Source organism: Streptomyces sp. NPDC046862, from assembly GCF_040704615.1.
Lineage (GTDB): Bacteria > Actinomycetota > Actinomycetes > Streptomycetales > Streptomycetaceae > Streptomyces.
On the sequence record NZ_JBEYXP010000078.1, the window covers coordinates 22,865 to 43,000 of the forward strand.

16 protein-coding genes and 1 pseudogene are annotated in these 20,136 nt (G+C 72.0%); 6 read left to right on the forward strand and 11 right to left on the reverse strand.

Translation table 11 applies throughout. The features are described from left to right. Nucleotides 1–70: 70 nt before the first annotated feature. Nucleotides 71–1,231: a methyltransferase gene (locus tag AB0959_RS48555; protein ID WP_366833382.1), complete on the forward strand. Its 1,161-nt coding sequence runs from the start codon at nucleotides 71–73 to the stop codon at nucleotides 1,229–1,231. A 42-nt stretch (nucleotides 1,232–1,273) separates the two neighbouring features. Here AB0959_RS48555 and AB0959_RS48560 read toward each other — a convergent pair whose 3' ends face one another. The 3 genes from AB0959_RS48560 to AB0959_RS48570 are packed head-to-tail and all read right to left on the reverse strand — an operon-like array spanning nucleotide 1,274 to nucleotide 3,857. Beyond that, entirely contained in the window at nucleotides 1,274–2,044 is a 771-nt protein-coding gene (locus AB0959_RS48560; protein ID WP_366833383.1) for a helix-turn-helix transcriptional regulator, read from the reverse strand. A gap of 25 nt (nucleotides 2,045–2,069) precedes the next feature. Then, entirely contained in the window at nucleotides 2,070–2,933 is an 864-nt protein-coding gene (locus AB0959_RS48565) for a class II fructose-bisphosphate aldolase (RefSeq protein ID WP_366833384.1), read from the reverse strand. A 33-nt stretch (nucleotides 2,934–2,966) separates the two neighbouring features. Continuing rightward, nucleotides 2,967–3,857, reverse strand: a complete 891-nt coding sequence (locus tag AB0959_RS48570; RefSeq protein WP_366833385.1) for an SIS domain-containing protein — start codon at nucleotides 3,855–3,857, stop codon at nucleotides 2,967–2,969. A 119-nt stretch (nucleotides 3,858–3,976) separates the two neighbouring features. Between AB0959_RS48570 and AB0959_RS48575 the strand changes: the two are divergent. Further along, nucleotides 3,977–4,665: pseudogene (locus AB0959_RS48575) on the forward strand (DeoR/GlpR family DNA-binding transcription regulator); the annotation flags it as partial. Between the two features lie 48 nt (nucleotides 4,666–4,713). Here AB0959_RS48575 and AB0959_RS48580 read toward each other — a convergent pair. Both AB0959_RS48580 and AB0959_RS48585 read right to left on the reverse strand, forming a co-directional pair. Beyond that, nucleotides 4,714–5,397 carry a lytic polysaccharide monooxygenase auxiliary activity family 9 protein gene (locus tag AB0959_RS48580; RefSeq protein ID WP_366833386.1) on the reverse strand — a complete coding sequence of 228 codons (684 nt, stop codon included), beginning with the start codon at nucleotides 5,395–5,397 and terminating at the stop codon, nucleotides 4,714–4,716. 190 nt (nucleotides 5,398–5,587) lie between these two features. Further along, the gene (locus tag AB0959_RS48585) at nucleotides 5,588–6,589 is read right to left on the reverse strand and encodes an Lrp/AsnC family transcriptional regulator (protein ID WP_366833387.1); all 1,002 of its coding nucleotides are present in this window, start codon (nucleotides 6,587–6,589) and stop codon (nucleotides 5,588–5,590) included. Between the two features lie 194 nt (nucleotides 6,590–6,783). Here AB0959_RS48585 and AB0959_RS48590 point away from each other — a divergent pair, with 194 nt between their 5' ends. The 4 genes from AB0959_RS48590 (at nucleotide 6,784) to AB0959_RS48605 (ending at nucleotide 12,152) form a co-directional block, all read left to right on the forward strand. After that, nucleotides 6,784–8,118 carry an Nramp family divalent metal transporter gene (locus tag AB0959_RS48590; RefSeq protein ID WP_366833388.1) on the forward strand — a complete coding sequence of 445 codons (1,335 nt, stop codon included), beginning with the start codon at nucleotides 6,784–6,786 and terminating at the stop codon, nucleotides 8,116–8,118. A 53-nt stretch (nucleotides 8,119–8,171) separates the two neighbouring features. After that, nucleotides 8,172–9,632, forward strand: coding sequence for an amidase (locus AB0959_RS48595; protein WP_366833395.1), 1,461 nt, complete (start codon nucleotides 8,172–8,174; stop codon nucleotides 9,630–9,632). Next, nucleotides 9,629–10,870, forward strand: a complete 1,242-nt coding sequence (locus tag AB0959_RS48600; RefSeq protein ID WP_366833389.1) for an FAD-dependent oxidoreductase — start codon at nucleotides 9,629–9,631, stop codon at nucleotides 10,868–10,870. The genes AB0959_RS48595 and AB0959_RS48600 overlap by 4 nt, the downstream gene beginning before the upstream one ends. A 109-nt stretch (nucleotides 10,871–10,979) precedes the next feature. After that, complete coding sequence (locus AB0959_RS48605; RefSeq protein ID WP_366833390.1) at nucleotides 10,980–12,152, forward strand: acyl-CoA dehydrogenase family protein; 1,173 nt, start codon at nucleotides 10,980–10,982, stop codon at nucleotides 12,150–12,152. A 46-nt stretch (nucleotides 12,153–12,198) separates the two neighbouring features. Here the strand turns inward: AB0959_RS48605 and AB0959_RS48610 are convergent, their stop codons facing one another. From AB0959_RS48610 to AB0959_RS48635, 6 genes are all read right to left on the reverse strand, one after another. Beyond that, nucleotides 12,199–13,440 (reverse strand): LCP family protein, encoded by a 1,242-nt coding sequence (locus AB0959_RS48610; RefSeq protein ID WP_366833391.1) that lies wholly within the window; start codon nucleotides 13,438–13,440, stop codon nucleotides 12,199–12,201. 30 nt (nucleotides 13,441–13,470) lie between these two features. Continuing rightward, nucleotides 13,471–15,483 carry a glycosyltransferase gene (locus AB0959_RS48615; protein WP_366833396.1) on the reverse strand — a complete coding sequence of 671 codons (2,013 nt, stop codon included), beginning with the start codon at nucleotides 15,481–15,483 and terminating at the stop codon, nucleotides 13,471–13,473. A 349-nt stretch (nucleotides 15,484–15,832) separates the two neighbouring features. Continuing rightward, nucleotides 15,833–16,297 carry a DUF6098 family protein gene (locus AB0959_RS48620; RefSeq protein ID WP_366833392.1) on the reverse strand — a complete coding sequence of 155 codons (465 nt, stop codon included), beginning with the start codon at nucleotides 16,295–16,297 and terminating at the stop codon, nucleotides 15,833–15,835. An 89-nt stretch (nucleotides 16,298–16,386) separates the two neighbouring features. Further along, a complete protein-coding gene (locus AB0959_RS48625) occupies nucleotides 16,387–16,974 on the reverse strand; it encodes a hypothetical protein (RefSeq protein ID WP_366833393.1) in 588 nt (195 codons plus the stop codon). Between the two features lie 33 nt (nucleotides 16,975–17,007). Continuing rightward, a complete protein-coding gene (locus tag AB0959_RS48630; RefSeq protein WP_366833394.1) occupies nucleotides 17,008–17,499 on the reverse strand; it encodes a hypothetical protein in 492 nt (163 codons plus the stop codon). Continuing rightward, entirely contained in the window at nucleotides 17,496–19,973 is a 2,478-nt protein-coding gene (locus AB0959_RS48635) for a nitrate reductase (protein ID WP_366833397.1), read from the reverse strand. The genes AB0959_RS48630 and AB0959_RS48635 overlap by 4 nt, the downstream gene beginning before the upstream one ends. Nucleotides 19,974–20,136 lie beyond the last annotated feature (163 nt).

Genomic DNA, 20,136 nt, shown 5'->3' on the forward strand with positions numbered 1-20,136 from the left:
GAGCCCACGGAGGGCGTGAGCTGCGGCTCGGCGCGGGGGTGGGGCGCGGCTCGGCTAGCCTGGGATCACGATGAACGACCGTATGACCGCACCCTGGGCCGAGTACGAACTGGCCCGCTTCCCCGAGGATCCCCGCGACCGGCTGCGTGCCTGGGACGCGGCCGACGCGTATCTGCTGCGTCACCTCGCGGAGAGCGGGACACCGCTGACGGGGTCGGTCGTGGTGGTCGGCGACCGGTGGGGCGCCCTGGCCACCGCACTGGCGGCGCACCGGCCGACGCAGATCACCGACTCGTTCCTGGCCCGGCAGGCGACCCGCGCGAACCTGGCCCGCAATGGGGTCGAGGACGGGGCCGTACGGCTCCTGACCACGCGGGACACACCGCCCGGCCGTGTCGACGTGCTGCTCGTCCGGGTTCCCAAGAGCCTCGCACTCCTGGAGGACCAGTTGCACCGGCTCGCGCCGGGCGTGCACGAGGGGACGGCCGTCGTCGGCACCGGCATGGTCAAGGAGATCCACACCTCGACGCTGAAGCTGTTCGAGCGGATCCTCGGCCCGACCCGCACCTCCCTCGCGCAGCAGAAGGCCCGGCTCGTGCATTGCACCCCGGACCCGTCGCTCGCTGGGGCCCGGGACGCCAACCCGTGGCCGTACTCGTACCAACTCCCTGACGACATAGGGATGTTGTCCGGCCGGACCGTCATCAACCACGCGGGCGTCTTCTGTGCCGACCGGCTCGACATCGGCACCCGCTTCTTCCTCCGGCACCTGCCACACCGGCGTGGCGCCGGACGTGTCGTGGACCTGGGGTGCGGCAACGGGGTCGTCGGTACGGCGATGGCCCTGGGCGATCCGGAGGCCGACGTGGTGTTCGTCGACGAGTCGTACCAGGCGGTGGCCTCGGCGGAGGCGACGTACGCGGCGAGCGCCGGGGGCCGGGTCGGAGGGAAGGCGGAGTTCCTCGTCGGCGACGGGATGGAGGGGTTCCCGGCCGGAAGCGTCGACCTCGTCCTGAACAACCCGCCGTTCCACTCCCACCAGGCGACGACGGATGCCACGGCGTGGCGGATGTTCAAGGGCGCGTGGCGCGCGCTGCGTCCCGGCGGCGAGCTGTGGGTGATCGGCAACCGGCACCTCGGCTACCACATGAAGCTGCGGCGGCTCTTCGGCAACAGCGAACTCGTGGGCAGTGACGCCAAGTTCGTGGTCCTGAAGGCGGTCAAACGGTAGGTCGGCCGCGGCAGCGACAGGTCGGCCCCGGCGGTGATCCCGTCAGGCCACGGCGCCCCGCAGGGCGCGCGGTGAGGCGCCCAGTTCGCGTCGGCACGCCTTGTTGAAGGCCTGGAGGTCGGGGATACCGACCGAGGCGGCCACGGCGGGGATCGAGAGGGTCGTGGCGCGGAGCAGGTGGTGGGCCCGGTCGAGTCTGCGGCGCCGGATGTAGCCGACGACCGTGTCGCCCGTCTCGGCGCGGAACAGCCGGGTGAGGTGGTTGTGGGACACGCCGGCCGCGCGGGCGACGTCGGGGACGGTCAGCGGGGCCGCCAGGTGGGCCTCGATGTGGGCGATCGCCGTCGTGACGGCGGGGTGCGGGCCCGGGTGCGCGGTGGCCGGAGTGAGGTGGGCGACACGCCACAGGGCCGTCCAGATCTCGGCCCTGGCACGCTCGGGGGTCTGGGTGGCCGAGGCCATGGCCTGGAGCAACAAGCCGGTGAGGAAGGGCAGTTCGGGTCCCGTGTCCTGTACGACGGGAACGGTGCGGAAGGGCCCGGCCGGTGCGACGCGCAGGTGGGCGTACAGGTGCTCCGAGCGGCCCTGGTAGCGGTAGCGGACCGTGGTGCCGGGCGGGACGAGGCTGACCCGGCCGGGGCGGATGGAGTGTGCCGTGCCGTCGACGGTCAGCTCGGCGTCGTACTGGTAGAGGTGCAGCTGCCACAGCTGCGGCAGCCGGAAGACGTCCGTGCGGCTCACGACGCCGTGCACGCCGACGCCGACCGCCGCGACGCCGGGCGGCTCGCCGAGGTGGATCCGCGTCTCCCGCACGGGGAGAAATTACCAGTATCGGACGTCATGGGGCAGGCTGCGCCGCCAGCACGCCGACGAGCCGGATCACCGTCTCCACCATGGCCTCCCGTCCCGCGCGAAGGTACTTCCGGGGATCCACGACGTCGCGGTCAGCGGTGAGAAAGTCCCGTACGGCGCTCGTCATCGCCACGTTGAGCGCCGTCCCGATGTTGACCTTGGCGATGCCGCCCGCGACGGCCGCCCGCAGTTCGCCGTCGGGGACGCCGGAGGAGCCGTGGAGGACGAGCGGGACGTCCAGGGCGGCGTTGATGCGCTCCAGCAGGGTGTGGTCGAGCGTGGCCGTGCGCGTGGTCATGGCGTGCACGCTGCCGATCGCCACGGCCAGGGCGTCCACGCCCGAGTCGGCGACGAAGGCGCGCGCCTCGTCGGGGTCGGTGCGGGCGCCGGGTGCGTGCGCGTCGAGTGGAGGCGCCCCGGCCTTTCCACCCACCTCCCCCAACTCCGCCTCGATCCACACTCCTTGGGCGTGCGCCCAGTCCACGGCGGCCCGGGTCGCGGCCAGGTTCTCCGCGAACGGCAGGCGCGACGCGTCGTACATCACGGAGCTGAACCCTGCGTCGACGGCCTGGTGCAGCAGCTCGTCGCTGCGGACGTGGTCGAGGTGCAGCGCGACGGGGACCTGGGCCCGTTCGGCGGCGGCGGTGGCGGCGCGGGCCAGCGGGAGCAGTTGGCCGCCGCGGAACCCGACCGCGTTCTCGCTGACCTGGAGGACCACCGGCGTGCCGGCGGACTCGGCGCCCTCGACGACGGCCTCGACGTGCTCCAGGGTGATGACATTGAACGCGGGGACCGCGGTGCGGGCCGCGGCGGCATGGGTGATCAGTTCTCCGGTATGGGTGAGCGGCACAACTCCTCCTGTCCTACTGGCGGTTGAGCCGTTTCAGCGGGTGGTCGGGCCGAGGATCACCGAGCGGGTGAGGTGGCGCGGTTGGTCCGGGTCGAGTCCGCGGGCGGCGGCCACGGCCACCGCGAGCCGCTGTGCCCGGACGAGTCCGGCGAGCGGGTCGAGGTCGTCACTCACCCACAACCCGCCTGTGCCGCCCACCTGCCCGGCCAGCCCTTCGGGGGCGTCTCCGAACATCCAGGTCGCGGTTCCCCGGGTGGTGATGCTGATGGGGCCGTGCCGGTACTCCATCGCCGGGTAGGCCTCGGCCCACGCCAGCGACGCCTCGCGCATCTTGAGCGCGGCCTCGTTCGCGAGCCCGACGGTCCAGCCGCGGCCCAGGAAGGTGAACTGCGTGCAGTCGACGAGTCCTTCGGGCAACGGGTTGTCCAGCGCGGTGCGCGCGTCGGCGACGGCCGCGTCGGTGTGCAGCCCGAGGTGGGCGCGCAGCAGGGTGAGGGCCGTGGTGGCGAACCGGGTCTGGACGACGGACCGTTCGTCGGCGAAGTCCAGCACGACGAGGTCGTCGGCTGCCGTCGCGACGGGTGTGTCCGGATCCGCGGTGACCGCGACCGTACGGGTGCGGCCGCGCAGCCGGTCCAGGAGATCGAGGACCTCGGTGGTGGTGCCGGAGCGGGTGAGGGCGACGATCCTGTCGTACGGGCGGCCGTGGGGGAACTCGGAGGCGGCGAAGGCGTCCGTCTCTCCCTGGCCGGCCCTCTCGCGCAGGGTCGCCACGGCCTGTGCCATGAAGTACGACGTCCCGCACCCCACGATCGCGACGCGTTCCCCCGCCCGGGGCAGTACATCGCCGTGCCCCGCCGCCTCCTGCGCGGCGCGGGTCCAGCACTCCGGCTGGCTGGTCAGCTCGTCCTCGACGTGGCTCATGCCCTTACCCCTTCCCAAGATGCTCGTTCCTGCAAAATATCGCGTCTTTTCAATCACTTTCAAGCATCAGAGCGGGCACATCTGTGCGCTAGGGTCGCCGGAAGATCGACGAACGGAGGGTGTCGGCCGCGAGGATCCGCCGCGACTTCGACCAGCTGGCCGAGCAGCAGATGCTGGTGCGCACCCGGGGCGGCGCGGTCGTGCACGGCGCGTCGTACGAGCTGCCGCTGCGCTACAAGACCGCCCGGCGCGCCTCCGAGAAGCAGCGGATCGCGAAGGCGGCCGCGGGCCTCGTCTCCGCCGGTGAGGCGGTGGGCCTGACCGGCGGCACGACGACCACGGAGGTCGCGCGTGCCCTCGCGGTACGCGCCGATCTCGTCTCCGGGTCACCCGCGCCGACCATCGTCACCAACGCCCTCAACATCGCGAACGAGCTGGCCGTGCGCCCCCAGTTCAAGATCGTGCTGACGGGCGGCGTGGCCGCCCGTCGTCGTACGAGCTCGTCGGGCCGCTCGCGGACGGCGTACTCAGCCAGATCACCATGGACGTGGCCGTCCTGGGGGTGGTCGCCTTCGACGTCGCCCACGGTGCCGCGGCCCACGACGAGGCCGAGGCGGCGGTCAACCGCCTGTTGTGCGAGCGCGCCGAACGCGTTGTCGTGACCGCCGACTCCAGCAAGCTGGGGCAGCGGGCCTTCGCCTGGATCTGCGCCACCGACGCGGTGGACACGCTGGTCACGGACACGGCGGTGGACGAGGTGACGGTGCGGCGGTTCGAGGAGGCGGGGGTGCGGGTGCTGGCCGCCTGACGGGGGCCGGCTCCCGCCGGGTGCCGCGGACCCGGCGGGAGCGATGGGTCAGCGGAAGTTCACATCACTGCACAGGAAGTACGTCTGGTCCATGTGCGAGGCCTGCCAGATCGTGTAGACGACATGACGGCCCGTCAGGCCCGAGGTCCTCACGTCGATCGAGTAGTTCTGGCTGGGTGCGTACTTGCCGGTGCGGGCGACCAGTTGGAGGTCGCTCCACTTCAGCGGCTGTGTGGTGGGGTCATATCCCTGGCGGGTGACGTAGACGAGGAAGTAGTCCGCGCCGTGGCTCGCCTGGTCGTACAGCTTCACGGTGAAGTTGCCGCCGATGTCCGTCGTCTTCCACGGGCCCGCGGTGTCCAGGGAGTTGTACCGGCCGCCTTCGGTCCGGCCGCCGCTGCACAGCTGGCCGTCGGGGACGGCCGCCGGGAAGTTGCCGGCGGAGCCGTTGCGGTACAGGCCGTTCCAGTTCCACATGGCGTTCGGGTTGTCCCGCCACGCCTGCCAGCACATCGGGTCCTGTTGCTCCATGGCCGGGTTCTGGAAGTCGTTGCCCCACCTGAGCCAGCAGCCGTAGTTGCGGGACGCCGGGTCGACGACCGACCCGTGGGCGGCGGCGGTACCGCTCCACGGGATCAGGCAGAGCAGTACCGCTCCGAGCACGCCGAGCAGGAGGGCCGGCCGGGACGGGGTCACCCTCGACGTAGTTTTATCGTGCGCATGACAATTCATCGCGCCTTCCTTCGCATGTGGGGATGCGGGTGCGTTCGGTTGTGGGGGTGTGGGTGCGCGAGGCGAATGGGAGCGCTCCCACTCCCTTCAGAGTCCGCCGTGGGACACAGGGCCGCAACCTCCGATCGCGCCACTTCCCGGCCCTCCGTGGCGTGTTCGATGCGCAGGGGCGCCCCTCCTCCGCCTTCGGTCAGCCGCGCAGCCAGGGCGCCAGCATGCCGCCGCGCTTCAGTGAGTTGAGGACCATCGACACCTCCACGGACGCCACGTCCGTCAGCCAGGAGGACAGGGTGACGAAGTCGTGGAGGGCCGGCTCGTCGGGGAAGGCCGTCAGGACCAGGAGCTGGCGTTCACCGGTGATGAAGCTGACGTAGCGGACGTGGGCCGACTCGCAGAGCGCCGTCCTCACCGCCTCGACCCGGGCGGGGACGGCCCGTACCCGGAGCACCGCCTCCACGGGGAGCCCGAGCAGGGCGGGCTCGATCACGGCGCGGATCCGCACCCGCCCTTCCCGCCGCAGCGCCCCCAGCCGCCGCCGCGCCGTGGCCTCGGACACCCCGGCGACGCGGGCGAGCTCCTCGTATGTGCAGCGCCCGTCCTCGGCCAGGGTGAGCAGCAACAGCCGGTCCTGACGGGAGAGTTCACCGGTCACGTCGACGGGCGGCAGGACATCGCCCTCGGCTGGGTCCGGAGCCACGGGGGTCCCCTCGGCCAGCGCGGCGATCTCCTCGGGGTTCAGCAGGCCCGCGTGCCACTCGCGGATCGTGCGGACGTGGCGCAACACCGGGAACGCCAGGCTCTCCACCACGCCCGGCAGGCCCGGCAGTTCGTCCATCACCAGACCGGCGAGGCGGTCGCGGGGACACTGGAGTTCCGCGACGCAGTCGAAGGTGCCGGTCAGCACATGGGCGAAGATGCAGTCGGGGCGGCGCGCCAGCGCCGTCGCGGCCACCCGCGCCTGACCGGGCGCGCAGCGCACGCCGACCACCGTGCTGCGGCCGCGCACCGCCATCGCCCCGATGCGCACCAGCCCGGAGTCCAGGAGCCGGGTACCCCGGCGGGCGACGGTGCGTTCGGGCTCGTCGAGGGCCGCCGCGATGCGGTGCCATGAGGCCCGGCCGTCGACCTGCAGCGCGCTGATGATGCGGCGGTCCAGCGAATCCGCCACCAGACCGGTCTGCCATGCGTCCATCGGACCCAGCATATGGCTGATTCCGTCATCTCAGTCAGGAAACTTGTTCCCTTCCGTCAGTGTGCACGACGCTGCCGTGAGGCGCTTCGCACCGGCCCTTCCCACCGACCGCAACAGAGGCTGAGCCGCTCGAGCCGTACGAGCCGCACAGCCACCCATGACTCCCGACTCCCGTAACTCCCCGATGTACGGAGATGGTTGACGTGACCACGACTCCCGGAAGTCCTCTACGGCGACAGACGGCTCCCTCCACCGATGCCACCGATGCCGCCGGGGCCCCCACCACGCGGCGCGGGCGGATGGCGCTCCTCGGTCCGGGGCTGGTCCTCGCGGCCGCGAGCGTCGGCGCCGGTGACATGGTGACGTCCCTCGCGGGCGCCGCCGGGTACGGGATGGCCCTGCTGTGGGCGATCCTCATCGGCGTCGTCCTGAAGTTCGCGCTCACCGAGTCGGTGGGACGGCTGTACATGGCGACCGGTCAGACCGTGATCGCGAGCCTGAAGTCGGTCGGCCGCTGGCTGCCGGTGGCGTTCTTCGTGTTCGTCCTGGTCATCGGGCTGCTCTACGGGGCGGCGCTGGGCTCGGTGGCGGCACTGGCGCTGTCCACGCTGTTTCCCGCGCTGCCGGTCAGGCCACTGGCCGTGGCGATCGCACTGGTTGCCGCGGCCATCGTGTACGTGGGTCGGTACGCGCTGTTCGAGCGCGTGATGAGTGTGTTCCTGCTCGCCAAGTTCCTCGGCATGGTCGTGCTGGCGGTGGCCACGCTCGCCACGGCCGACGACCTGGCCGGCCTGTTCGCCTCGCTGCGGCCGAGGCTGCCGGAGGGCGACCTGGTGACGGTGCTCGCCCTCATCGGCGGGGTGGGCGGCACGGCCGGGATCGCCTCGTACAGCTACTGGGTGCGGGAGAAGGCCTGGCGGCACCGGACCTGGCTGCCCGTCATGCGGGCCGACTCGGCGGTGAGTTACGCCGTCACCTTCCTCTTCGTGCTCTGTACGACGGTGGTGGGCACGGGCCTGCTGTTCGGCACCGGCAGGACCATCACCGGCAACGAGGGGCTGGCCGCGCTCGCCGATCCGCTGGGCGCGGACCTGGGGTCGGTGGCCCGCGTCCTGTTCCTCAGCACGTTCTTCCTGGTGACGCTGAGCGCGCTGGTCGGCGGGTTCAACGCGCTGTGCTATCTGCTGTCCGACTCGCTGCGGACGCTGCGCGGTGTCCCGGACGAGGGGGCCGAGCCCCACATGGCGCAGCACAGCCGCCCCTTCCGGGTGTTCCTGCTCTACTGCGCGGCCGCCGCCGTCGCGGTCACGTTCCTGGGGAAGCCGGTTCCCCTGGTGCTGACGTACGCGGCCGTGGGCTCGCTGATCCTGCCGCTGCTGTCCGGGGCGCTGCTGGTGCTCCTCAACCGGCGGAGCGTCGAACCGCCGTACCGCAACAAGACCACCGCGAACGTGCTGCTCTCCGGCTCCTTCGTCCTGTTCGGAGTGCTGGCCGTCGTACAGCTCAAGGAAACGATTGGAGGGGCGTGAACCGCACCGTCACCACCTCGGACGTGAACGCGCCGGACGTGAGCACGCCGGACGTGCACACCACGGACCTGTGCTTCTGGACCGCCACCGAACTGGCCGCAGCGATCCGGCGCCGTGAGGTCTCCGCCCGGGAGGTCGTCACCGCGCACCTGGAGCGGATCGAGCGCGTCAATCCGGCCGTGAACGCCGTCGTCTCCCTCGTCGCCGACCGGGCGCTGGAGCAGGCGGCCGAGGCGGACGAGCTGCTGGCGTCCGGAGCGGAGCCCGGGCCTCTGCACGGCCTGCCCGTGGCGCACAAGGACCTCCACGACACGGCCGGCATCCGCACCACGTACGGTTCGCCGATCTTCGCCGACCGTGTCCCCGACCGGGACCACCTGGTCGTCGAGCGCCTGCGCGGCGCCGGAGCCATCACCCTCGGCAAGACCAACGTCCCCGAACTCGGCATGGGTTCGCACACCGTGAACCCCGTCTTCGGCGCCACCCGCAACCCGTACGACCTCTCCCGCAGCGCCGGTGGCAGCAGCGGCGGCGCGGGAGCGGCCCTCGCCTGCGGAATGCAGCCGATCGCCGACGGCAGCGACACCGGCGGCTCGCTCCGCAACCCGGCCTCCTTCAACAACGTCGTCGGCCTGCGCCCCTCCCCCGGGCGGGTCCCCTCCTGGCCGGACAAGGCGCCGTGGGGGCAGATCTCGGTCAAGGGCCCCATGGCACGGACCGTGACGGACGTGGCTCTCACGCTCTCGGTGATGGCGGGTCCGGACCCGCGTGACCCGCGCTCGTTGGAGACGCCCGGTTCCGCGTTCGCGGACCGGCTCGACGGTGACATCGGCGGGTTGCGGGTCGCCTGGTCGCCGGATCTCGGCGGGGCCGTGCCCGTGGACGCGGAGGTGCGGGACGCGCTCCGGCCGGCGGTCGACGTGTTCGCCGAGCTGGGCTGCGAGGTGGAGGAGGCCTGCCCCGACCTGACCGGCGCCGACGAGGTGTTCCTGATCCAGCGGGCCTGGCAGATGGAACTGGCCTACGGGCCCCTGCTGGAGGAGCACCGGCACCGGATGTCCTCCGACGTGGTGTGGAACATCGAGGAGGGCTGGCGGCTCCGCGGCCCGGACCTGGGGCTCGCCCAGTTGCAGCAGGCCGCGCTCTTCCACCGCGTGCGGGAGTTCTTCGACCGGTACGACCTGCTCCTGCTGCCGGTCAGTCAGGTGGCCCCGTTCGACGTCCGCCTCTCCTACCCGGCGTCGGTGGACGGCACCGCGATGGAGACGTATCTGGACTGGATGCGCTCGGCGTACCTGATCTCCGTCACCGGCTGCCCCGCGCTGTCCGTCCCGGCCGGTTTCACCGCGGGAGGTCTGCCGGTCGGCCTACAGGTGGTCGGTCCGCACCGGCGTGACGGGGAGGTTCTGCGCGCCGGGTACGCCTTCGAGCAGGCGACGCGTGCCGGGGACCGCAGGCCTCCGGCCGCGGTGCTGGAGGGACACGGTTCCGTGCCGACCGGGAGCGCCTCATGAGTCCGCGCAGTGCCGTCGTGGTCGGCGCGGGCATGCCCGGGCTGGCGACCGCCTGGTTCCTCCAGGAGGCGGGTGTGGAGGTCACCGTCGTGGACCGCCAGGGTGTCGCGGCGGGCGCGTCCTGGGGCAACGCGGGCTGGCTGGCCCCGGCCCTCACTGTCCCCCTGCCCGAACCGGGCGCCCTCAAGCTGAGCCTGCGCACGTTCCTCTCCCCCGCCTCGCCCGTCTCCGTCCCGCCGCGCGCGGACGCCCGGCTGGCCCGCTTCCTGCTGTCCTTCAGCCGGAACTGCACCACCCGGAGATGGCAGGTGGCCATGAGTGCCCTCGCCGCGCTGAACCGGAAGGCGCTAGCGGCGTACGACGAGCTCGCCGAGGGCGGCATCGCCGAGCCGACGCGGGCGGGCGACCCGTGCCTGATCGCCTTCACCTCCACCGCCGACCGCGCGCCGTTCGTGGCGGAACTGGAGGCCGTGCGGGCGGCGGGCCAGCACGTCGAGTACGACCTGCTCGACGGGGCCGGGGCACGGGCGGAGGAGCCGGCGCTGTCGGTACGGGTGAACGCGGCCCTGCGCCTGCACGGTCAGCGCTCCCTCAACCCCGGGGCATTCGTCGGGGCACTGGCCGACGCGGTGCGCGAGCGGGGCGGCAGGATCGTCACCGGGGCGGCGGTCACCCGGATCCGGGACCTCGGCACGGCGGTCGCCGCGCACTGCGCCGACGGTACGCAACTCCGCGCCGACGTGGCCGTGTTGGCGCCGGGCGCCTGGCTGAACCGGCTGGCCGCGCCGTTCGGCGTCCGCACCCCGGTCCAGTCCGGCCGTGGCTACAGCTTCAGCCTGCCGCCCGAGGGACTGCCCACCCGGCCCACGTACTTCGCCGCGCAGCGCGTGGTCTGCACTCCGATGGGCGACCGGGTGCGGGTCGCGGGCATGATGGAGTTCACCTCACCGGACCGACCGGGGGACCCTCGGCGCGTCCAGGCGATCGTCAACGCGGCCCGTGCCCTGCTCCCTTCCGCCGATTTCGACCGCCGCGAGGACGTCTGGGTGGGGCCGCGGCCCTGCACCGCCGACGGCCTGCCCCTGGTCGGCCCGACCCGCTCGCCCCGCGTCCATGTCTGCGGCGGCCACGGCATGTGGGGCATCGCCCTCGGACCGCTGAGCGGCAAGCTGCTCGCCGAGTCGATCGTCACCGGCCGCTCCGCCGCCGAGCTCACCCCGCTGCATCCGCTGCGCTGAGGTCCGGCCACCACCGGCCGGACGTGGCCGGGAACGCGGCGTTGACAGTGCGGGCGGCCGGAGCGACGGTGGTGGCCCGTCGTGCCCGGAGGTCGTCCGGAGGTCGTCCATGGCTCCGTCGTCAGCAGCCGCCACCGATGCCGGCATCGTCGAACGCCTGGCGAAGGTGCGGCCCCTCGTCCGCGAGCACGCCCCACGCACCGAGCGGGAGAGGCGGGTGACGCCGGAGGTCGTCGCGGCGCTGACGGAGGCGGGGGTCTACCGCATGAACGTCCCCCGGCGGTACGGCGGTTACCAGACCCCGCTGCGTACCCAGGTCGACGCGCTGGCGGAGGTCGCCGGCGGGTGCGGTTCGGCCGGCTTCATGGCCCTGATCCAGGCCGGCTGCGCCTTCATCGCTTCGCTGTTCCCCGACGAGGCGCAGGACGAGATCTTCACCAGCCCCGACGTCCGGATCAGCGGCACCCTGATCCCCGACGCCACGGCGGTCCCCGTGGACGGCGGCTTCGTGGTGAGCGGCACCTCGCCGTTCGCCACCGGCAGCCCGTACGCCGACTGGCACCTGCTGACGGCCAGGGTGGAGAAGGACGACGGACCGCCGGAGGTGCTGTGGACGGCCGTCCCCATGGCCGAGTTGGAGGTCCTCGACGACTGGGACGTCTCGGGGCTCGCGGGCAGCGGCAGCAACAGTGTCGTGGCCCGCGACGTGCTCGTGCCCGCGCACCGCGTGTTACCCGTCGGCCCGTTGCTGGGCGGTCTGTTCCCGTCCAGGGCCAATGCCGACGACCCGTTCTACCGGATGCCGGTCCTGCTGCTGTTCTGCGCGTGGACGGCGCCGAACGCGCTCGGCCTCGCCCGGGCCGCATTGGCCGAGTTCACCGAGCGGATCCACCACCGGGGCATCACCTACACCTTCCACGAGCGCCAGAACGAGGCCGCGGTCACGCATCTGCAGGCCGCCGAGGCGGCGATGAAGATCTCCTGCGCCGAGCTGCTGACCGCCGAGTTCGTGGCCCGGATCGAGGCCGGCGAGCCGTACACCCAGGCGGAACGGGCGCGGATCCGGGCGCAGAGCGGCTATGTGACGCGGCTGTGCAAGGAGGCCGTCGACCTGATCGGCTCGGCGTCCGGCGCGTCCTCCCTGAACCGGGAGGTGCCCATCCAGCGGACCGTGCGCGACCTCAACGCCCTGAGCCTGCACTCGTTCGTGAACCCGGCCACCAACCTGGAGCTGTACGGCCGGGTCCTTTCGGGGCTCGACGCCGGTACGCCCTTCCTGTAGCGCCCTCCTGTAGCTGCTTCCCGCAACGGGTGACCGGTCGGCCGGTTCACCTCCCCTGCTGGGCGGTCACCGGCCGGTCCGCCCTGAGCTGCGCGAACAACTGCCGTGCCTTGGCCATGTCCCACTTCACGGCCACGCCCTTGGACGTGCGGAAGGCGGGGTCGGAGACGGGGACGTTGATCTGGCGTCCGTTGCCGCCCGTGACCTTGCGCATCGACTGGAACAGCGACGTGAGGTCCCGCAGGCCCGTGTCCTTGTCCACGATGAGCGTGTCGAGGCCCGCCCCCACGGTCGGGAAGACCTTGGCCGGGTTGAGGAGCGTGCCCGGGGTGGCGGTCTTCTTGGCGAGGGCGGCGAGGAACTTCTGCTGGTTCCGGGCGCGGCCGAGGTCGCCCTCGGCCTCCTGCTTGCGCTGCCGTACGAACGCCAGCGCCTGGGCGCCGTTGAGGGTCTGGCAGCCCGCCTGGAGGTCCGCGCCCGAGTTCTTGTCCTTGATGGCCCGGTCCAGGCACATGTCCACGCCGCCGACCGCGTCGACGATGTCGACGAAGCCGGCCAGGCCGACCTCGGTGTAGTGGTCGATGTGCAGGCCGGTGTTGCGCTCGACGGCCCTGACGAGCAGGTTGGGGCCGCCGAGCGAGAACGCCGCGTTCAGTTTGTTCGGCTGGTCGGGGTAGCGCCTGCCGGTCTCGGGGCGCAGGAACGACGGGATGGTCACCCACGAGTCACGCGGCAGGCTCATCATCGTGGTGCCGCCGGCGCCGGTGTGCAGCAGGATCATCGAGTCGGTGCGGCGGCCCTCGGTCGAGCCGGTGCGCAGGTTCTTCCTGGCCTGCTCGGACAGACCCTCACGGCTGTCCGAGCCGACGATCAGGTAGTTGGTTCCCCGGCCGCTCGGCGCACGGTCCTTGAGCGTGCCCAGGTCGACGTCCTGGTCGAGCTCACTGCCGGCCCACACGTACGCACCCGCCGGGAACACGAGCAGCGCGGCGACCGCGAGGACCGCCAGCCGCACGGCCCGGCGGCGGCGTGTGGGGCGTTGCCGGGGCGATCTGCCGCCGCGGTCGGGCCCGCCGGCTTCTTGCGGTCCGGCGCGATGCCCCGGAGGGCGGCGCACCACGTCGGTGCGGCCCGCCGCGGTCAACGACGGCATGCCCGGCAGCGGCGCCGTACGCGCCGGGGGCGGGGCGGAAGTCCCGTCCGCCACCCGGCCCGTACCGTCGCCCGCGGGGTCCGGAGTTCCACCGCCCCGCTCGGCGCCCGGCAGTTGGTCAGTCCACTCGCTCATCGGCCCGTACAGTCCCTCACCACATTGGGATCACCTCGTCGGCAGGCTCTTATACGGGGCCGCGCCGCCGATCTGTTCAGCGGCCGTGCCGGAACGCTGCATGCGGTGCCATTTCAGCCGGCTGCCGAGCAGCAGAGCGACCATGGACTGGATGACGACCAGGTACATCAGCTGCCGGTAGACGAAGAACTGGAACGGCATCGACCACAGGGTCCGCAGCCTCTCGCCGTCGAGCTTCAACGCGTAGCGGGCACTGATCAGTTGGGAGCCCATGAAGCCGAGCCACACGCCGGCCGACAGCCAGGGGTCGAGGAACAGCACGCCGTACAGGGCGAACACGTCGATGACCGGGGCCAGCAGCGGCAGGACGACCTGGAAGAGCGCGATGTACGAGAGCCCGCGCCGGCCGAACCGTCCGGCCACTCCCCCGGCCAGGGCGGCACCTCGGTGCTTCCACATGGCCTGGATCGTGCCGTAGCACCAGCGGTACCGCTGCCGCCACAACTGGCCCAGTGAGGTGGGCACTTCGGTCCAGGCCACGGCGGACTCCTCGTAGAGCACCCGCCAGCCCGCCCGCCACAGCGCCATCGTGAGGTCGGTGTCCTCGGCGAGGGTGTCCTCGCTGACGCCGCCCACGCCGACCAGCGCGTCACGGCGGAAGGCGCCGATCGCGCCGGGGACCGTGGTCATGCACTCCAGGACCTCGAACATCCGGCGGTCGAGGTTGAAGCCGAACACGTACTCCAGGTGCTGCCACTTGGCCAGCAGGCCGCGCCGGTTGCCGACCTTGGCGTTGCCGCTGACGGCGCCCACGGCGCGGTGTGCCAGCGGCTGGATGAGCCGGTACACGGCGTCCGGTTCGAAGACCGTGTCCGCGTCGACCATGACGATGATCTCGTGCCGCGCGACGGCCAGCCCGGTGTTCAGGGCGGCCGCCTTGCCCGCGTTGGCCTGGCGGACCACCTCCACGCGCGGGTCCCCGATGCCGATCTCCTCGGCGATGTCGGCCGTACGGTCCGTCGAGCCGTCGTCGATGACGATGATCTGCAACGGGCGGTGGGTGGAGGCCAGCAGGGACAGCAGGGTGGACTCGATGCCGAGTTCCTCGTTGTAGGCGGGCACGAGCACCGTCACCGGTTCGGTCACCTCGCCCCGCCAGGGCGCGCCGGGGCTGGAGCTCTCGAGCCGGCGGACATGGGCCCGCGCGAAGAGGCCGAGCAGTGCCAGGCGCAGCAGTCCGAGGCCGCCCGCGATCGCGAGGGTCCACGTCATGGCGCTCACGAAGGCCCGCCCGAGCTTGGTGACCCACAGAAGGGTGGTGCCCTCCCATCGCTCGGCGGTGGACGTGGACGCGTACGGAACCAGCCTCGTCCCGGCCGAGACGGTGGTGAAGCGGTCGACGTCCGGGTTGTTCAGCAGGTTCCTGACCTGCCCGTAGGCGAGCGACGTCTGGCTGAACTGCCGGACCAGCCCCTGCGCCGGTTTGCGGGACGACCTGTCGGCGGTGACCAGCACATAGCCCCGCCCGGTGGCCTGCCGTGCGGCCTTCCACTCAGGGCCGCACAGCGTGTCCGGGGTGGTGGTCCGCGGCATCCGCAGCAGGTTGGGGCGCAGTCCCGCCGTGCCCGCCAACGCGCTTCGGGTCAGGTCGAGTTCGGCCGAGAAGCGGGCGGGCGAGGCCCCGCCCAGGACGGCGCCGGTGTAGGTGTTCGAGCCGATCTCGTGGCCCTCGGCGCGGATCCTGCGCACCAGGTCCGGATAGCGCGCCGCCTCGGAGCCGAAGAGGAAGAAGGTGGCGCGCGCGTTGTGCTGCCGCAGCAGGTCGAGCAGACGCGGGGTCCAGACGGGGTCCGGGCCGCCGTCGAAGGTGAGGGCGACGGTGCGGGCGGGCATCGAGGCGGTCTGGATGCCGTTGCCGTTGATACCGATCACGGGGCCGCCCCGGGCCACCGCGTCCGGTGCGGGTGAGGTGCAGGGGGACCGTGTCTTCGCGGAGTCGACCTCGTGGGTGGTCCAGCCCTCGAAGAGCAGGACGGCGAACATCGCGGGGAGGACGAGGATCAGTAGGAGCCAGTGTCCCCGGGGGTCACGGGACTGTTTGTGGCGGCCCTTCACGGAATGCCGTCCCCCCTCCCGGCCGAGACACCGTGACCGTGACGCCCTGAAGCGGGGCGGACCACGGCGGTGTCGGAACCCGGGCGGGCGCGGTCTCTTCTCCGGTCGTACGCGCCGGACAGCGGTGGCTGGGAGAAGGTGCTCTTCGACTGCCCGACGGGGCTCGTTTGACGCATGGGGCGCGAGTCTAGTGACAGACCCGCTCCTCCATGGTCTCAACAGCGAGCCTCACAGAAACGTGTAGGTCACCTCGTGGCGCACCGGCTCGCCGTGCGTGTCATCGGTCGTCGCTGCGCATGGTCTCCCATCGCCCTTCCTGACCTGCCACCGCGCTCTCGGCTTCCTCGACGACCCGCTCGTCGATCCAGCCGACGGGTTCCACGTCGTGCACCAGCGGCTCGTTGTCGGGGCCCCGTTCCGTCGCGTGGCCCGTGAGGATCCACGGACGGACTCCGGGCCCCTTGTCCCGTGGGAGGTGGGAGTAGTCGTAGAGACGGCGGGCCACCCAGAGTTCGACCGGCCGGTCCTCCCACCAGGGCTCGACCTCCAGGGGGTTGGCGGACAGGCCCGGCATGCGGACGCCCGTGAGACCGTCCCTGCTCTCACCGGCGCGCCGGTCGGCCTCGGGACCGTGCGACCAGCGCACATAGAGACGGGGAATGCTCTCCAGGGGAATGCTCTCCACCAGGGCGGCCACCTCGCCGAGCGTCCGCACGACGGGCAACTCTTCGGGGGTGCTCATCGGATCGTCACTCCTCGCGGTCGGCGTCCGGTGCTCCGCGACACGGCCGGACCGCTCGGTCGATCGTCCTCACGCTCCCACGCTTGTCCTCACGCTCCCACGCTTGTCCGCTCGCGTGGCCGGAGGGGCGTCGTGACCTGCTGAAGATGCAGTTCCTCCAGGGTCCGGAGTTGGCGGTGGGCGCGGTCGAGGAGGTCGTCGAGCAGCTTCGGGTCGAGCCGGTCCTCGGTGTCCGACAGCCTCCGCAGCGCCTGCCATCCGGCGAGCTTGCCGGTGACAGCCATCCGCAGGGCCTCCAGCTCGATCAGCGTGCTGAGCGGGGAGCGGCGTACGAACCTGCCGTTGGCCTTCAGCCGGCCGGCCTTCTCCATCACCCAGCCCGCGTAGATCTTGTACTGGCGGCGCGGGACGTCCAGTCGCCTCATCAGCTCCTTCAGGATCTCCCGGTCCTGCGCGATCTCGGTGGCCAGAGCCTCGACGTCCGGGGCGAGCGCCGTGCCACGGGACGTTTTCGCCAGGTAACGGACGCGTTCGGCACCCGCGGTGGCTCCGGCGAGATGGTCGTTGAGGTAGATGCCCAGCAGGCCGGAGCCGGTGGCCGTGCCGTTCTCCGGGCGGGTGCGGGTCCTCGTGCCGGTGCTCGGTCGGTGGTTCCCGGTGCTCGGTCGGTGGTTCATCGCGGGTCTCCTTCGCGGACCGATGCGGTGGTGTCACAGGCTGGTGAGCAACTGCGGGGAGAGGTTCTTGATCATGGTGTTGGTCCAGCGGAGCTGCCGGAGGGTCTGTGGGTGACACGACGAGGCGAGGCCGAGGAGCCGCGTGTCCCTGGTGGCCTGTGCCGCCTGGGCGAGCATCTCCCAGTGGACCGAGTTCCCCGAGGCGGCCAGGTGGAGCGCGCGCAGGTCGTGCAGGAGCCGGAGTCCGGGTTCGGGGCGGCGCCCGAGGGCTTCGGCGGTCCTTTCGCGCAGGGTGGCCATGACGCCGGTGGTGGGGTGGTCGGGAGGGCCGGACAGGTCGAGGCCGTAGGCCCGGGCGGTGTCGGCGAGTCGGTTGCCGTGCTCGTGGGACCAGCGGGCGAGGTCCGTCGCGACGTGGTGGACCTCGTGCTCGGTGTGGTGGCGTTCGGCGGCGGCCAGCAGGTCCTTCTCCAGCTCGCCCTCGCCGTGGTGCAGTGCCCGCAGGACGAGGGTGATGCCGCTCATGACCCGCTCCCCGGCTCGCTCGTGATGGTGTGGGTGGCGTGGGCGTGGGGCCCGCCGGTGGTGGGTGGGATGCCGTCCGGGTGGGCGGGTGCGGAGGCGGTCGTGGTCGGGGCGGGTGCGGGGGTGCCGTGGCCGTGTTCGACGAGGCTGATCCGTGCTGCGGCGGTCTTGAACAGCGGCTGCTTGGAGACCGGGTCCCAGTCGGTGACGGTGGTCTCGTTCGCGGCGCGGCCCTCTTCCTTGTCCGACGGCCGGTGCCCTTCGGGGGTGTCCCAGTAGCCGTAGTGGAAGGGCAGGAACACCAGGCCGTCCCTGATGTCGGTGAGGCGCAGCCGGGCGTGGACGGCTCCTCGGGCGGTGGCCACCTCCACGAGGTCGCCCTCCGCGAGATCGCGGGCGGTGGCTTCCGCGGTGGACAGTTCGGCCCACACCTCGGGGGCGGCGGCGTTCAGTTGGGGGGTGCGGCCGGTCTTGGTGCGGGTGTGGAAGTGGTAGAGCGTACGGCCGGTGGTGAGCTGGAGCGGGAACTCGGCCGTGGTGTCCTCGTGTGGCGGGAGGTACTCGGCGGCCTTGATGACCGCCTTGCCGTCGGGGTTGAGGGACCGGTACTCCACCGGCTCCACGGGCGCTCCGGTGACCAGGTCCTTGCCGTAGCTCTCGCAGGTGTCGGAATGGGCCCAGGTGATGCCCTCGGTGTAGAGCCTCTCGGTGCCCTCCGGGGTCTGTTCGGTGCAGGGCCACTGGATGCCGGAGCCGCCGCGGAGCCGGTCGTGGCTCAGGCCGGTGTAGTCGCAGGGCCGTCCGGCGCTGCACCGCTTCCACGCCTCGAACGCCGACTCCGGGTCCCGCCAGGTGATCAGCGGGCCGCCGTCCTTGTCGCGGAAGTCCATGCGGGCGGCGTAGTCCAGGAGGATGTCCAGGTCGGAGCGGGCCTCGCCGGGCGGGTCGACCGCCTTGTCCGACAGGTGCACGGTGCGGTCGGCGTTGGTGAAGGTGCCGGTCTTCTCGCCCCAGGTGGCCGCGGGCAGCACCACGTCGGCCAGTTGCGCGGTCTCGGTGAGGAACAGGTCCTGGACGACGGTGAACAGCCGGTCCTGGGCGAGGACGGAGCGGATGCGGGACAGCTCCGGCAGGGACACGGCGGGGTTGGTGCCGGTGATCCACAGCATCCGGATAGAGCCCTGCTCGGCGTAGCGGAGCATCTGCATGGCGTGGGTGGGCGGGGCGTAGTGCGGGATGGTCTCCGGCTCGACGTTCCACAGCCGGGCCAGTTCGGCGACGTGTTCGTCGTTCTGCCAGTTCCTGAAGCCCGGCAGGTCTCCGTCGGCGCCGCACTCGCGGGTGTTCTGGGCGGTGGGCTGGCCGTTCATCTGCAGGACTCCGGCGCCGGGGCGGCCCAGCATGCCGCGGATCAGGTGCAGGTTGTTGACCTGGACGGCCGCGGCGGTGGCCTGGTGGGACTGGTAGAAGCCCTGCAGGACGGTGGACAGCAGGCGCTCGGCGGTGCCGATGATCTCGGCCGCCACCTCGATCGCCGTGGCCGGGACGTCACAGATCCGGGCGGCCCACGCGGGGGTGCAGTCCTTCACACGGGCCGCCAGTTCGTCGTAGCCGACGGTGTGGGCCTCGATGAAGTCGTGGTCCACACGATCGGTGCGGATGATCTCGTGCAGCAGGGAGTCCATCAGGGCGACGTTCGTTCCGGGCCGGGGTGCCAGGTGCACGGCCGCGCGCCGGGCCACGAGCGTGGGCCTCGGGTCCACGCAGACCAGCCGGGGCGGGGCGGCACCCTCCAGGCGGTCCAGGACGCGCATCCACAGCACCGGCTGCGTCTCGGCCATGTTGTGCCCGAACAGGGCGATCACGTCGGCGTGGTCCACGTCCGTGAAGGAGCCGGGCTGTCCGTCGCAACCGAACGTCTCCTTCAGCGCCTCCGCGGCGGTGGACGTGCACAGCCGGGTGTTGCCGTCCAGGTGGTGGGTGCCGATGCCCGCCCGGGCGATCACCGCGAGGGTGTAGTACTCCTCCAGGAACAGCTGCCCGGTGGTGTAGAAGCCGATCGAGCCCGGCCCCCGCTCGTCCAGGAGCTCCTTCGAACGGGCCACGACCCTGCCCATGGCGTGCTCCCAGTCGCTCTCCACCAGCCTGCCGCCCTCGCGCACCAGTGGCCGCGTCAGCCGGTCCGGCGAGACGCCGCCCTGCCACCCGAACAGGTCCTTGGGTCCCAGCCGGCCGCGGTTGACCCGGTCCACCGCCCGCCCGCGCACCCCGACGATCCGGCCGTCACGCACCGCGATGTCCATCGCGTCGCCGTCCGAGTGCAGCAGGGACGCCGACTGCACCCACCGCTCCACCTCGTCCTCGGTCACTCCCTCCCGAAGGTGCGTGTCCGTGCGGACGGGCCAGGCGGTCCCCGGTTCGTAGGGCGTACGCACTCCCCAGGGCTCCGCGATCCGATCCACCGAAGCGTTCACCACCACACCTCCCATACGACGGCGACGGGTGCCGGCAGGCGGCGGGTACCCCGGCGCCCGCCGGCCGACGCACCCGGAGCGATACTCCTGGTGGTCCAGGCACCGCATCAGCGTCTCGTCCACCGCCTTGCGCGAGGTGGCCGCGACGGCACCGATGACCGCC

Bases quoted from the DNA above. Each gene is read 5' to 3' on its own strand.
- AB0959_RS48580 (WP_366833386.1), bottom strand. From the start codon at position 5,397: ATGAATTGTCATGCGCACGATAAAACTACGTCGAGGGTGACCCCGTCC.
- AB0959_RS48600 (WP_366833389.1), top strand. From the start codon at position 9,629: ATGAGTCCGCGCAGTGCCGTCGTGGTCGGCGCGGGCATGCCCGGGCTG.
- AB0959_RS48630 (WP_366833394.1), bottom strand. From the start codon at position 17,499: ATGAGCGGCATCACCCTCGTCCTGCGGGCACTGCACCACGGCGAGGGC.
- AB0959_RS48590 (WP_366833388.1), top strand. From the start codon at position 6,784: ATGGTTGACGTGACCACGACTCCCGGAAGTCCTCTACGGCGACAGACG.
- AB0959_RS48605 (WP_366833390.1), top strand. From the start codon at position 10,980: ATGGCTCCGTCGTCAGCAGCCGCCACCGATGCCGGCATCGTCGAACGC.
- AB0959_RS48625 (WP_366833393.1), bottom strand. From the start codon at position 16,974: ATGAACCACCGACCGAGCACCGGGAACCACCGACCGAGCACCGGCACG.
- AB0959_RS48570 (WP_366833385.1), bottom strand. From the start codon at position 3,857: ATGAGCCACGTCGAGGACGAGCTGACCAGCCAGCCGGAGTGCTGGACC.
- AB0959_RS48610 (WP_366833391.1), bottom strand. From the start codon at position 13,440: ATGAGCGAGTGGACTGACCAACTGCCGGGCGCCGAGCGGGGCGGTGGA.
- AB0959_RS48555 (WP_366833382.1), top strand. From the start codon at position 71: ATGAACGACCGTATGACCGCACCCTGGGCCGAGTACGAACTGGCCCGC.
- AB0959_RS48615 (WP_366833396.1), bottom strand. From the start codon at position 15,483: ATGTTCGCCGTCCTGCTCTTCGAGGGCTGGACCACCCACGAGGTCGAC.
- AB0959_RS48585 (WP_366833387.1), bottom strand. From the start codon at position 6,589: ATGGACGCATGGCAGACCGGTCTGGTGGCGGATTCGCTGGACCGCCGC.
- AB0959_RS48620 (WP_366833392.1), bottom strand. From the start codon at position 16,297: ATGAGCACCCCCGAAGAGTTGCCCGTCGTGCGGACGCTCGGCGAGGTG.